This window comes from Mesorhizobium humile, from assembly GCF_033977215.1.
GTDB lineage: Bacteria > Pseudomonadota > Alphaproteobacteria > Rhizobiales > Rhizobiaceae > Mesorhizobium > Mesorhizobium humile.
The window spans coordinates 1-12,155 of record NZ_JAVIIV010000038.1; the positions used below are offsets into that span (position 1 = coordinate 1).

10 protein-coding genes are annotated in these 12,155 nt (G+C 64.5%); 5 read left to right on the forward strand and 5 right to left on the reverse strand.

All coding sequences use genetic code 11. The annotated features are described in order from the left end of the window. Positions 1 to 242: 242 nt before the first annotated feature. The 3 genes from RFM52_RS31390 to RFM52_RS31400 all read right to left on the reverse strand — a co-directional run bounded on the left by RFM52_RS31390 (position 243) and on the right by RFM52_RS31400 (position 3,360). Positions 243 to 986 carry a pseudouridine synthase gene (locus RFM52_RS31390; protein ID WP_320298671.1) on the reverse strand — a complete coding sequence of 248 codons (744 nt, stop codon included), beginning with the start codon at positions 984 to 986 and terminating at the stop codon, positions 243 to 245. Between the two features lie 98 nt (positions 987 to 1,084). Then, on the reverse strand, positions 1,085 to 1,567 hold the full coding sequence (locus RFM52_RS31395) for a hypothetical protein (protein WP_320298672.1): 483 nt from the start codon (positions 1,565 to 1,567) through the stop codon (positions 1,085 to 1,087). An 89-nt stretch (positions 1,568 to 1,656) separates the two neighbouring features. Next, positions 1,657 to 3,360, reverse strand: a complete 1,704-nt coding sequence (locus RFM52_RS31400) for an AfsR/SARP family transcriptional regulator (protein WP_320298673.1) — start codon at positions 3,358 to 3,360, stop codon at positions 1,657 to 1,659. A 132-nt stretch (positions 3,361 to 3,492) separates the two neighbouring features. Between RFM52_RS31400 and RFM52_RS31405 the strand changes: the two genes are divergently transcribed. Both RFM52_RS31405 and RFM52_RS31410 read left to right on the forward strand, forming a co-directional pair. Next, positions 3,493 to 4,158, forward strand: a complete 666-nt coding sequence (locus RFM52_RS31405; RefSeq protein WP_320298674.1) for a peroxiredoxin — start codon at positions 3,493 to 3,495, stop codon at positions 4,156 to 4,158. Positions 4,159 to 4,298: 140 nt separating this feature from the next. Beyond that, positions 4,299 to 5,441 (forward strand): NAD(P)/FAD-dependent oxidoreductase, encoded by a 1,143-nt coding sequence (locus RFM52_RS31410; protein ID WP_320298675.1) that lies wholly within the window; start codon positions 4,299 to 4,301, stop codon positions 5,439 to 5,441. A gap of 89 nt (positions 5,442 to 5,530) precedes the next feature. Here RFM52_RS31410 and RFM52_RS31415 read toward each other — a convergent pair whose 3' ends face one another. After that, complete coding sequence (locus tag RFM52_RS31415) at positions 5,531 to 5,971, reverse strand: hypothetical protein (protein ID WP_320298676.1); 441 nt, start codon at positions 5,969 to 5,971, stop codon at positions 5,531 to 5,533. A 426-nt stretch (positions 5,972 to 6,397) separates the two neighbouring features. On the opposite strand from RFM52_RS31415, the gene RFM52_RS31420 reads away from it, so the two are divergent. Further along, the gene (locus RFM52_RS31420; protein ID WP_320298677.1) at positions 6,398 to 7,417 is read left to right on the forward strand and encodes an NAD-dependent epimerase; all 1,020 of its coding nucleotides are present in this window, start codon (positions 6,398 to 6,400) and stop codon (positions 7,415 to 7,417) included. Positions 7,418 to 7,435: 18 nt separating this feature from the next. On the opposite strand, the gene RFM52_RS31425 is transcribed toward RFM52_RS31420, so the two are convergent. Next, positions 7,436 to 8,752, reverse strand: coding sequence for an MFS transporter (locus tag RFM52_RS31425; protein ID WP_320298678.1), 1,317 nt, complete (start codon positions 8,750 to 8,752; stop codon positions 7,436 to 7,438). Positions 8,753 to 8,960: 208 nt separating this feature from the next. Between RFM52_RS31425 and cyoA the strand changes: the two genes are divergently transcribed. Together cyoA and cyoB are read left to right on the forward strand one after the other, a co-directional pair. After that, positions 8,961 to 10,136, forward strand: a complete 1,176-nt coding sequence (gene cyoA, locus RFM52_RS31430; protein ID WP_320298679.1) for a ubiquinol oxidase subunit II — start codon at positions 8,961 to 8,963, stop codon at positions 10,134 to 10,136. Positions 10,137 to 10,146: 10 nt separating this feature from the next. Next, positions 10,147 to 12,153, forward strand: a complete 2,007-nt coding sequence (gene cyoB / locus RFM52_RS31435; RefSeq protein ID WP_320298680.1) for a cytochrome o ubiquinol oxidase subunit I — start codon at positions 10,147 to 10,149, stop codon at positions 12,151 to 12,153. The last annotated feature ends 2 nt before the right edge of the window (positions 12,154 to 12,155 follow it).

The window sequence follows — 12,155 nt, forward strand, 5'->3', positions numbered from 1 at the left end:
TTGGCACATTCGATGCCGCAAGGGGCCGTCCACCCATCATTCTAGGGCGGAGCAAGGAGCGAAGCGACGCGGCGCAGACCCTAGAATCCATGCCGTTACCTATACGCGTTGCGGCGGTCCAGAACGATCCCTGTCTTACGCCGTCTTTACTCCGTGCGCGAGGTCACGGCATGGATCCTCGGGTCTGCGCGTCCGCTTCGCTCCCGCTCCGCCGTGGATGGCGAAGTTCGGGGGCGCACCCATTAAGCAACAAGTATCGCCAGCTCCTCGGCGGTAAGGTGCCGCGCCTGACCCTTGGCAAGTTCGCCCAGCTGCAGACCGCCGATCGCCACCCTGATCAGCCGCAGCACCTCGATGTCGAAAGCGCCGAGCAGCCTGCGGATCTGGCGGTTGCGGCCCTCGTCGAGCACGATCTCCAGCCAAGCTGTCCGCCCGCCGCTGCGCAACAGCGCGATCGAGCTTGCGGCGAGCAACTCGCCGTCGACGACCGCTCCTTGGCGAAATCGCTCCAGCATCGCCTCGTCGGGCGCGGCCGCGATCTGCACATGATAGGTCTTGGCGACATGCGAGGCAGGGTCGAGCAAACCGTTCGCCCAGCGCGTGTCGTTGCTCATCAAAAGCAGGCCTTCGCTCGCCTTGTCGAGGCGGCCGACGGGCGATACGAAGGGCAGGTCGAGCCCTTCCAGGCAGTCATAGACGGTGCCGCGGCGTTCCGGGTCATCGCGGGTCGTGACCAGCCCGCGCGGCTTGTTGAGCATCAGATAGACCTTGCGCTCGGCAACGATGCGCTCGCCGTCGACGGTGATGCCGTCACGGTCGGGATCGATGCGCAGCAAGGCATCGCGCACCGTCTTGCCGTTTACCTGCACGCGCCCCTCCGCGACCAGATGCTCGGCCTGCGTGCGCGAGCAGAAGCCAAGCTTGGAGAGCGCTCGGCTGAGGCTGACCTTTGGGGTTGCTGATCGTCGGTCGGGTTGGCGTGCCACTTGTCTTTGTCTTCGAACTTTCTCAAAACGCCGCAACCGATGCCACGCTTGGCGAGATCAGCGCAAGCGGCTCCATTGCCCGGTTCGGGTCGCCAATTTCACTCCTGCGGCGCGCTCAGCCGTCGGTAGGGGATGCCGTCGAACGTTGCCGTCACGAAGCTCTTGACCGACATCTTGCGCTTGCGTCCGTCGCTGCAGGCGTAAAGCGGCCAGCCGGCCTCGCTGCACTCGCTGGCCACGCAGATGCGGCCCAGGCAGTTGCCTGTGGTCAGCCGGAAGCCGCCCTTGCCGGCAAAGCCCTGCAGCAGGCTGCCATCCGCCGAGCGCCATGTCCGCTGCTGGAATTCAGGCCGCAAAGCCAGAGGTTCGAGAGGCGCGGCGAGGTCGGCCGTGCCGGCAACTCCGGCGAGCAGCAGGCGATAGCGCGCCATTCCGGTCGTATAGGCGGTCACGAGGTCGGATTCGCCCGAGTAAGTCGTTGCCAGCTCGTCGCCGTCGAGCAGGTGAGACGCTCGCTCGCTCGCCTCTGTCGGTCCCATCAGGGCAACCAGGGCAACAAGGGCCAGGCAAGCGCGCGACATCTCGATTTCCAGCAGCCATGCATATCCGGGCGTGCCAGCGCCCCCGGCTGCCTGCCTTACCATCTCGCCGATTGGCCTCCGGCGCAAGATCAGCCGTGGCTTCCCATCCGCGCCAGGCATCGAGCCTGGTCGCGGGGCCGCCCAAGCTCTTCGTAGCGGCCGGCCGCCTCCTCGAAGGCGGCGAGCGCGCGCACTTCCTTGTCCTGTGCCCGCCGTTGCACGCCCCGCGCTTCCCAAAGGGCGGCCGCCCAGGGTCCGCCTTGCCACATGCCGGCGATGCGTTCGGCGTCGTTCAGGCGGCGTTCGACCTGTTCCAGGTCGCCTGACTCGGCAAGCGCGATCGCCGAGGCGGTGCGCAACGCCATCGAGCATGGCTGGCAGGCGCCCGGCGTCAACAGCCTGTCGCCGGCGAGGATCTCCTCGGCCACCATTTTCGGCGTCGATGCCGCCCGCACCGCCAGCGCCTGCATGCGCATGATGAGATGCGGCGAAAGCCAGGAACGCTCGGCATCGGTGAGGCCGCGCTGGATCAGGCGGCTGGCTCGCCATTTCTGACCGCGCTCCAGGGCGATCTCGGCCAACCGCTCGATCGCCAGCACGCGGCCGGCAACCGCGTCCGCCTCGAGGAGCAGTCGCTCGGCCTCGGTGAGGAATTGCTCGGCTTTGTCGAGCTCGCCCGAAAACAACGCCGCCTCTCCGAGGAGCAGGCAGGCGAGACCGCGTCCGGCGTTCGATTCCGCCTCCTCGGCGACAGCGAGCAGTTCCTCGGCCAGCCCCGCGACTTCGGCATGGCCTTTGGCGCTGCACAGACAGAATTCGGACAGGCACAGATGTCCATCGAAGACATGTTGCACGAAGGCCGGCTTGGCGCGGACCCACTCGATGAATTCGGACCGGAACAGCTGCGGCCATCGCGCCTGCATCATCGAGGCAAGTCCCAGCAGCGCGCTCGCCTCGCCGACCTCGCGCGCCAAATTGGCGCCCAGCGCGAGATCGCGTGTCTGCCGCGCGATCTGGCTCGCCTTGTCGAACTCGCCGCTCTGCAGGTGCACCAAGCCCCAGGCGAGCGAGGTGCGGATGCGCTCCGAGGGGCTGACTGTCTCCGTGCCTGAGAGCGCCAGCGCCTTCTCGTAGAGCGCGATGGTCGCGGCGCTCGGCCCGACGCCGAGTTCGGCATGCAAATTGTCGCGAAGCTGGTTGAACTGGCGGATTGCCTCGACGCGGTTGCCGGCATCGAGCGCGGCCTGCATCAGCGCGCATTGTGCCTGCTCGTCGGCCGGGTCGAGCGCGATGAGCCGCTGCCACAAGCCGCCGGCGCGCAACAGGTCGCTGTAGCGTTGCTGTATCTGCGCGCGGGGAGTGTCGAGCCATTCGACGAAAAGATCATCGGGCAAAAGCCTGCCGCCATAGAGGTCGGCCGCCTGTTCGAAAGTGCTTTTGTCGCCGCCTCGCAGCGCCGCTTTCGCGGCCGCCTCGAAGTTTTCGCTATCGATGTCGAGCTCCGCATCCGGTGCAAGCGCGATGATGTCGTTGCCGATCTCGATGAGTTCATGGGCGCCGAGCGCGCGGCGCGCGAAATGGACGGCTTTGCGCAGGCTCCCGCCGGCCGCTTCCGGGTCGGCGTCGGGCCAGAACGTCTCCATCACTTGCTCGCGGTGCATGCGATGCGCGGGCTTCAGCGCCAGCAGCTTGACCAGCGCGGCGGCGCGGTCGCGTCGCCAGTCGCCCCCCGGTATCGCCCGGCCGTCGACACTGACGGCGAAGCGGCCGAGCAGATGGATCGAAACGCGCATCAAAGCACCATCCGCAAGAAGGAGAGCCGGCGCCGAAGCCATCACCAGCCGGCGGTGGTCGGGGAACGCTGGCGGAACATAGATTTCCTAATATGCCTGCGCAATCAAATTCCAACCGGAAAGGAAATGACCATGTCACTCCGTATCGCAGACATCGCCCCCGACTTCACCGCCGACACCACGCAAGGTCCGATCTCCTTCCACGAGTGGCTGGGCAAGGACTGGGGCATCCTGTTCTCGCATCCCAAGGACTACACGCCGGTCTGCACCACCGAGCTCGGATACATGGCGCGCCTCAAGCCCGAGTTCGACAAGCGCGGCGTCAAGGTCATCGGCCTGTCCGTCGACCCGGTCGAGAAGCATGCCGGCTGGGCGAAGGACATCGCCGAGACGCAAGGCATGGCGCCGAACTTCCCGATGATCGGCGACCCGACGCTCGCCGTCTCGCAGCTCTACGACATGCTTCCGGCCTCGGCCGACAACAGCGCCGACGGTCGCACCGCCGCGGACAATCAGACGGTGCGCAACGTCTACGTCATCGGCCCCGACAAGAAGATCAAGCTCGTCATATCCTACCCGATGACGACGGGCCGCAACTTCGACGAGGTGCTGCGCGTCGTGGACTCCCTCCAGCTGACGGCCAAGCATCGCCTGGCGACTCCGGTCAACTGGAAGCCCGGCGACGACGTCATCATCGCGGGTTCGGTGTCGAACGATGAAGCAAAGCAGCTCTATCCGCAGGGCTGGAAGGAACCGAAGCCCTATATCCGCATCGTGCCGCAGCCTGTGCTGACCTGACAGGTCGGGCATCGAGGTTTTAGGCGACGGGCATCGGCGGCGAGGGCGTGAGAGACACATCCTCGCCGCCACACAACGGAAAGACAGTGAGCAAAATCAATCCGGCGCATCGGCATGGCGCCAAGAGGTGGGGAACCGAGATGAGCACTGCTAACAAACCGCGCATCGTCGTCCTGGGTGCAGGCTTTGGCGGCCTCGAACTGACGACGCTGCTGTCCGAGGCGATGGGCGACGGCGTCGACGTCACGCTCATCGACAAGAGCGACGCCTTCGTGTTCGGCTTTTCGAAGCTCGACGTGATGTTCGGCCTGAAGGCGGCGGAGGCGGTCCGCTTGCCCTACAACCGCTACGCCAAGCCCGGAGTGAAACTGCTGAAGCGCACCATCACCGCGATCGATGCGGAGAGGCGCCGGGTCACCACCGACGACGGTGTCTACGATGCCGATTACCTGATTGTCGCGCTTGGCGCTGAATATGATTTCGACGCCACGCCTGGGCTGTCGGGCACCAACGAGTTCTACACGGTTGCCGGCGCGGAGCGGCTGCGCGACGTACTGCCGAGCTTCAAGAAGGGCAGGGCGATGGTCGGCGTCTGCGGCGCGCCCTACAAATGCCCGCCGGCCCCAAGCGAATGCGTGCTGATGCTGCATGACTACCTGATGCGAAAGGGCGTGCGCGAGGCCTGCGAGATATCGCTGGTGCTGCCGCTCGGCAGCCCGGTGCCGCCGTCGCCCGATACCTCGAAGGCGCTGCTTGCGGCTTTCGCCGAGCGCGGCATCAAGTTCATCCCCAGCCGTCGCGTCGCCTCGGTCGACAATGCCCGAAACATGGCAATGCTCGACGACGGCACCGAAATGCCGTTCGACCTTTTCCTAGGCGTGCCCAAACATCGCGTGCCGCCGGTCGTGCTGGAAAGCGGCATGTCGGAGAACGGCTGGATCCCGGTCAACCCGCGTACGCTCGAAACGAAGTACCGGAATGTCTACGCGGTCGGTGACGGCGCCAACACCGGGACGCCGAAGGCCGGCGTGTTCGCCGAAGGTGCCGCGCGCGCCGTCGCCTCAGCACTCATCGCCAAGCTGCGTGGCAGCGGAAACGGCACGCTCTATGACGGCTTCGGCACCTGCTACATCGAATTCGGCGGCGGCCGCATCGGCAAGGTCGAGGTCGATTTCTTTTCGGGCCCTGCGCCAACCGGCAACTACCATGAGCCCTCGGTGGCGCTACGCGCCGACAAGGAAAAGTTCGGCTCGAGTCGACGGTCGCGTTGGTTCGGCTCGTGAGCCGGTGACAACTGAAATCATGGGCGGCACGGGGCGCAGCCGCCAAGAAGGCGGCGCGCGACAAATCTGGAGGCGATCCGTGGGTCGCCTCAGCTGTTGGCGGCTGGCGGCAGCTCGAACAGGGTGGCGCCGTTCTCTCGCCCGCGGTCGATATAGCCGATCACGCGGAACCATTTCGCGACGTCGGGCCTGTCCAGCCAGCTGCGCGAATGTATGGGAAGGTTGCCGGCAAGCGCCTGGACATGGCGGATGTGGCGCTTGCAGAAGCGGACCGTCGCGGCGTTGAAGAAATCCTCCCGCGCGGCAAAGAGCGTATCTGCGGCGTCCGCGTGCTCATGCCAGGCGATGATCGCCACCGTCCTGTCGTCCTGAGCGAGCGCATGCGCCCGGCCTTCCTTCAGGTTCATCATCAGATTGTCATAGGCGCTTTTGCTGTCCTTGCCGGCCGCCACATATTCGTCCGACATTCGCTTGGACAGGCCACGGAACACATCTTCCAGGTCGCCGACCGTCGCCGCGCGTGCTCTCATTTCTCCTCCTGACAGCCCGCTGGCAGTTTGCCCCACCGAAGGAGGATTACCAAGAAAACCAAATCCTCAATGGCGCCAATGCGCAAAATCTCATTCCACCTTGACCGGTCCGTTCCCTGACCGCGCTCGCATATAAGCATTGGCTTGAGATCGCATTTGCGCTGTCGGATACTGGTGGCCTTCTGGGCCCTCCGGCCCGCATCGTTCCCTAAGGCGGCCATGATCGACCTGATTGAAACCATATACGAGGCGGCCTTCGTCCCGGAGCGATGGAGCGCGGTGCTCCAGCCTTTGGCCTCACTGCCGCCCTAGTGGCCGGGATTGCATTGGAGCGGTGGAAGAAAGCGTATCGTTGAATTCGTCGCCGGTCTGCCATAAAAGGCGCAAGTTCTCGACCGGCCTGAGGCTGCAGCGTTAGGGGTGTGCATGACGTCGAGCAGGCCGATCCTGATCACCGGCGCAGCCGGTTTCATAGGTTTTCACCTTTGCCACAGGCTGCTTGCCGAAGGCCGGCAGGTCGTCGGCCTCGATTCCATGAGCGAGTATTACGACGTCGCGCTGAAGCAGGCGCGGCTCGAGCGGCTGAAGGCGTTCCCGAATTTTCGCTTCGAGCACGCCGATCTCGCCGACCGCGATGGCATCTCGGGGGTCTTTGCGTCGGTCGCGCCGGAGATCGTCGTCAACCTCGCCGCCCAGGCGGGCGTCCGCTACTCGCTGGTCAATCCGCATGTCTATGTGCAAAGCAATCTCAACGGCTTCCTCAACATCCTGGAAGGATGCCGGCAGGCCTCGGTCGGCCATCTCGTCTATGCGTCGTCGAGCTCGATCTATGGCGGCAGCACGCGCATGCCGTTCTCGGTGCATGATTCCGCCGACCATCCCCTCAGCCTCTATGCCGCCAGCAAGAAAGCAAACGAGCTGATGGCCCACACCTACAGCCATCTTTTCGGGCTGCCGACGACGGGCCTGCGCTTCTTCACCGTCTACGGTCCATGGGGACGGCCCGACATGGCCTTGTTCATCTTCACCAAGGCCATCCTCGCCGGCCAGCCGATCGACGTTTTCAACCACGGCAACATGCAGCGGGACTTCACCTACATCGACGACATCGTCGAGGGGGTGATCCGTGTCATGCAGCATCCCGCGACGCCCAACCCCGATTGGACAAGCGCAGCACCGGATCCCGCGACCAGCACCGCGCCATTCAGGATCCACAACATCGGCGACAGCTCGCCCGTCGAGCTCAACCGGCTGATCGAGGTGCTGGAAGACGCGCTTGGGCGCAAGGCGATCCGCAACCTGATGCCGCTGCAGCCGGGCGACGTGCTTGCGACCTATGCCGACGTCACCTCGCTTGAAGAGGTGATAGGCTTCAAGCCCAGGATCCCGATCGAGGTCGGCGTCCAGCGCTTCGTGGAATGGTACCGGGATTTCTACCAGGTCTGATCGAGCTCCTGCGACGAGCTACTGGCGGTCGGGTGTTGACGCTTGCCTGTCGATCCAGAGCGCGATCAGCGTGCAGGCGGCGCCCGAAAGCAGGTAGGCGCCGGCCGCGATGAGGCCGAAATTGCCGGCCAGGAGCAGCGCGGCGAGCGGCGCGAAGCCGGCGCCGAACATCCAGGCAAGGTCCGACGTCACGGCCGAGCCGGTATAACGGTGCCGGCGCGAGAAGCTCGACGCCACGACGCCCGAGGATTGTCCGAAGCTCAAGCCCAAAAGGATGAAGCCCAGCACCATGAACACCGTCTCGCCGACGGTGCCGCCATTGAGAAGCTGCGGGGCAAAGCCGCTGAATGCGGCGATGGCGACAGCGCCGCCGCCGAGCAAAGCGCGGCGTCCGACGCGATCGGCGAGTGGGCCGGATGCGACGATTGCCGCAATGCCGAACAGCGCACTCACCGCCTCGATCACCAGAAAGCGCTCCGGCCCCTCATTGGTGAACAGGAACACCCAGGACAGCGGAAACACCGTCACCATGTGGAACAGCGCGAAGCTTGCCAACGGCGCGAAGGCGCCGATGACGACATTGCGGCCTTCGGTGCCGACCATGTCCCTGATGCGCGTCGGCTGCAGGTCGCCGCTTTCGTAGAGTTTCGAGAATTCGGGCGTCACCACGATGCGCAGCCGGGCGAACAGCGCCACAACATTGATGGCGAAGGCGACGAAGAAGGGATAGCGCCATCCCCAGGAGAAGAAGTCGTCGGCCGAAAGATTGGCGACGAAGAAGGCAAACAGCGAGCTTGCGACAATGAGGCCGATCGGTGCGCCGAGCTGCGGGATCATCGCATAGATGCCGCGCCGGTTTTGCGGCGCATTCAGCGCCAGGAGCGAGGGCAGTCCGTCCCATGTCCCGCCGAGCGCCAGGCCCTGCAGGAACCGGGTAAGGCCCAGCAGCCAGGCGGCGACCGCGCCGACATCTTCATAAGAGGGCAGGAACGCCATGGCGACGGTTGAGGTGCCGAGCAGGAACAGCGCGATCGTCAGCTTGGCGCCGCGGCCATAGGCGCGGTCGATCGCCATGAACAGCACCGTGCCGAACGGGCGCGCGATGAAGGCCAGCGCGAAGATGGCGAAGGAATAAAGCGTTCCGACCAGCGGGTCGAGGGTCGGGAACACCAGCTTGGGGAACACGATGACGGAAGCGATCGCATAGACGAAGAAATCAAAGAACTCCGACGTCCGGCCGATGATCACGCCGACCGCGATATCGCCCGCGCTGACCTGGCCGTGATGCGAGCCGATCAGCTTGCTGTCAGTTTCGGCAGTCGAAGTCTGAGCCATCTTATCCGTCGCCACTGAGCTGCCAGGGGAGTGCGGGACGCAATTGCCGTTGTCCCATTGTGCGTTGCACACTTTCGCCAAAGCCGCGCCGACTGGGCATTGGACAAATTGTCCAATGTCGTTGCAACCCCGCCAGCGTTAGCCCTTGGTCGATACCGCATTGCAACATGAAAACCCTGCTGCACCGGGTCATCGAGGTCAACGTCTGATGAAACGATCCGGAGCCTTGCTTCTGTTTCCCCTGCTGCTCAGCGGCTGCGACCTCGTCGTGCTGTCGCCGGCGGGAGATGTCGCGGTGCAACAGCGCGACCTGCTGGTCGTCTCGACGCTGCTGATGCTGCTCATCATCGTGCCCGTGATGGCGCTGACGGTGCTGTTTGCCTGGCGCTACCGGCAATCCAGCACCACGGCGACCTACACGCCAGACTGGGACCATTCGACCAAGCTCGAGCTGGTGATCTGGGCCGCTCCCCTGCTCGTCATCATCTGCCTCGGCGCGCTCACCTGGCTCGGTACGCACCTGCTCGACCCTTATCGGCGCATCGACCGGATCGAGCCCGGACAGCCGGTCACGCAGATCCACAAGCCGCTCAGGGTCGACGTCGTCGCGCTCGACTGGAAATGGCTCTTCATCTATCCGGACTACGGCATCGCCTCCGTCAACGAACTGGCCGCGCCGGTCAATCAGCCGATCGATTTCCGCATCACTTCCTCCACGGTGATGAACTCCTTCTACATTCCCGCCCTTGCCGGGCAGATCTACGCCATGCCCGCCATGGAGACGAAACTGCATGCCGTCATCAACCGTCCGGGCAGCTACAAGGGCTTTTCGGCCAATTACAGCGGCGCCGGCTTCTCGGGCATGCACTTTGCTTTCAATGGCCTCTCCCAGGAAGCGTTCGACCAGTGGGTGGCGCAGACCAGGAGCGCGCCGGCGGCTCTGACCCGCGACACCTATCTCGAGCTCGAGCGCCCGAGCGAGAATGAGCCGGTCCGCCACTATGCCTCCGTCGATCCCGACCTCTTCGGCGCCATCCTCAACCTGTGCGTCGAGCGCGGCAAGATGTGCATGAACGAGATGATGTCGATCGACGCCAAGGGTGGTCTGGGGTTGGCCGGCGTGCGCAACACCTTGCCGCTGCAATATGACAAGCTTGCCCGGCGCGGCGCCGTGTTCGGCAGCGACCCGTCCTATGTCGCAAGCATCTGCACGGCCGAGGAAGCGGCCGCCGCCTCGCGCGCGGCCCGCGATGCCGACGCGAAATACTGGCCGTTGCGCGACCTTTCCCCGCTGCGAGGGGCAGGGCTGCTGAGCCCAGGGACAGGCAGCCGCCGCGCCGACGCCAGGACGCCGTCGCTCGGCCTGCTGCGCTTCGAATTGTGAGGAATCGCGGATGCCTGAGACGCTGACCAAATTCATCTTCGGCCGCCTCACTCTGGAGTCGTTGCCGCTGCACGAGCCGATCGTCGTCGCCACCTTTATCGCTGTGGCGCTCGGCGGCCTCGCCCTTCTCGGCGTCGTCACTTACTTCAAGCTTTGGGGCTATCTGTGGCGCGAGTGGTTCACCAGCGTCGACCACAAGAAGATCGGCATCATGTACATGGTGCTCGGCCTCGTCATGCTGCTGCGCGGCTTCTCCGACGCCATCATGATGCGCCTGCAGCAGGCGATCGCCTTCAACGGCTCCGAGGGCTATCTCAACGCCCATCACTACGACCAGATCTTCACCGCGCACGGTGTGATCATGATCTTCTTCGTGGCGATGCCTTTCGTCACAGGGCTGATGAACTTCGTCGTGCCGCTGCAGATCGGCGCGCGCGACGTCTCCTTCCCGTTTCTCAACAATTTCAGCTTCTGGATGACGGTCGGCGGCGCCATCCTGGTCATGGCCTCGCTGTTCGTCGGCGAGTTCGCCCGCACCGGCTGGCTCGCCTATCCGCCGCTCTCCGGCATCGGCTACAGTCCGGACGTCGGCGTCGATTATTACATCTGGGCGCTGCAGGTGGCGGGCGTCGGCACGACGCTGTCCGGCATCAACCTGATCTGCACCATCATCAAGATGCGCGCGCCCGGCATGACGATGATGCGCATGCCCGTCTTCACCTGGACGTCACTCTGCACCAACGTGCTGATCGTGGCCTCCTTCCCGGTGCTGACGGCGGTGCTGACGCTGCTCGCGCTCGACCGCTATGTCGGCACCAACTTCTTCACCAACGACTTCGGCGGCAACCCGATGATGTATGTGAACCTCATCTGGATATGGGGTCACCCGGAGGTCTACATCCTCATCCTGCCGCTGTTCGGCGTCTTCTCCGAGGTCACCTCGACCTTCTCCGGCAAGCGCCTGTTCGGCTACACCTCCATGGTCTACGCCACGGTGGTCATCACCATCCTGTCCTATCTGGTCTGGCTGCACCACTTCTTCACCATGGGTTCCGGCGCCAGCGTCAATTCCTTCTTCGGCATCACCACGATGATCATCTCGATCCCGACCGGGGCGAAGATATTCAACTGGCTTTTCACCATGTACCGCGGCCGCATCCGCTTCGAACTGCCGATGATGTGGACGGTGGCCTTCATGCTCACCTTCGTCGTCGGCGGCATGACCGGCGTTCTGCTTGCCGTTCCGCCGGCCGACTTCGTGCTGCACAACAGCCTGTTCCTGATCGCGCATTTCCATAACGTCATCATCGGCGGCGTGCTGTTCGGCCTGTTCGCCGGCATCGCCTACTGGTGGCCCAAGGCCTTCGGCTTCAAGCTCGATCCGTTCTGGGGCAAGGTCTCGTTCTGGTGCTGGGTGCTCGGCTTCTGGTTCGCCTTCATGCCGCTCTACATCCTCGGCCTGATGGGCGTGACGCGCCGCATGCGCGTCTTCGACGATCCCTCGCTGCAGATCTGGTTCGTCATCGCCGCCTTCGGCGCGGTGCTGATCGCCTGCGGCATCGCCGCCTTCCTGGTGCAGATCTTCGTCTCGATCCGCAAGCGCGCGGAACTGGTCGACGTCACCGGCGATCCCTGGGACGGACGCACGCTCGAATGGTCGACCTCCTCGCCGCCGCCGGCCTACAATTTCGCCTTCACGCCGGTCATCCGCGACAACGATGCCTGGTGGGACATGAAGAAGGCCGGCTACCGGCGTCCGCTCTCCGGCTTCAAGCCGATCCATATGCCGAAGAACACCGGCACCGGAGTCATCCTCGCTGTCTTCAGCGTCGCGCTCGGCTTCGGCCTGATCTGGTACATGTGGTGGCTGGCGGCGCTGAGCTTTGTCTGCCTGATCGCCACCGCGATCGGCCACACCTTCAACTACCACCGCGACTTCGACATCCCGGCGGCTGAGGTCGCGCAAACGGAAGAGGCGAGGACGACGCTTCTCGCCGCCGAGGGGGCCAGGGCTTGAGC

Coding starts and splice junctions, on each gene's coding strand:
- RFM52_RS31410 (WP_320298675.1), top strand. CDS start 4,299: ATGAGCACTGCTAACAAACCGCGCATCGTCGTCCTGGGTGCAGGCTTT.
- RFM52_RS31420 (WP_320298677.1), top strand. CDS start 6,398: ATGACGTCGAGCAGGCCGATCCTGATCACCGGCGCAGCCGGTTTCATA.
- RFM52_RS31395 (WP_320298672.1), bottom strand. CDS start 1,567: ATGTCGCGCGCTTGCCTGGCCCTTGTTGCCCTGGTTGCCCTGATGGGA.
- RFM52_RS31400 (WP_320298673.1), bottom strand. CDS start 3,360: ATGCGCGTTTCGATCCATCTGCTCGGCCGCTTCGCCGTCAGTGTCGAC.
- RFM52_RS31415 (WP_320298676.1), bottom strand. CDS start 5,971: ATGAGAGCACGCGCGGCGACGGTCGGCGACCTGGAAGATGTGTTCCGT.
- cyoB (WP_320298680.1), top strand. CDS start 10,147: ATGCCTGAGACGCTGACCAAATTCATCTTCGGCCGCCTCACTCTGGAG.
- RFM52_RS31425 (WP_320298678.1), bottom strand. CDS start 8,752: ATGGCTCAGACTTCGACTGCCGAAACTGACAGCAAGCTGATCGGCTCG.
- cyoA (WP_320298679.1), top strand. CDS start 8,961: ATGAAACGATCCGGAGCCTTGCTTCTGTTTCCCCTGCTGCTCAGCGGC.
- RFM52_RS31405 (WP_320298674.1), top strand. CDS start 3,493: ATGTCACTCCGTATCGCAGACATCGCCCCCGACTTCACCGCCGACACC.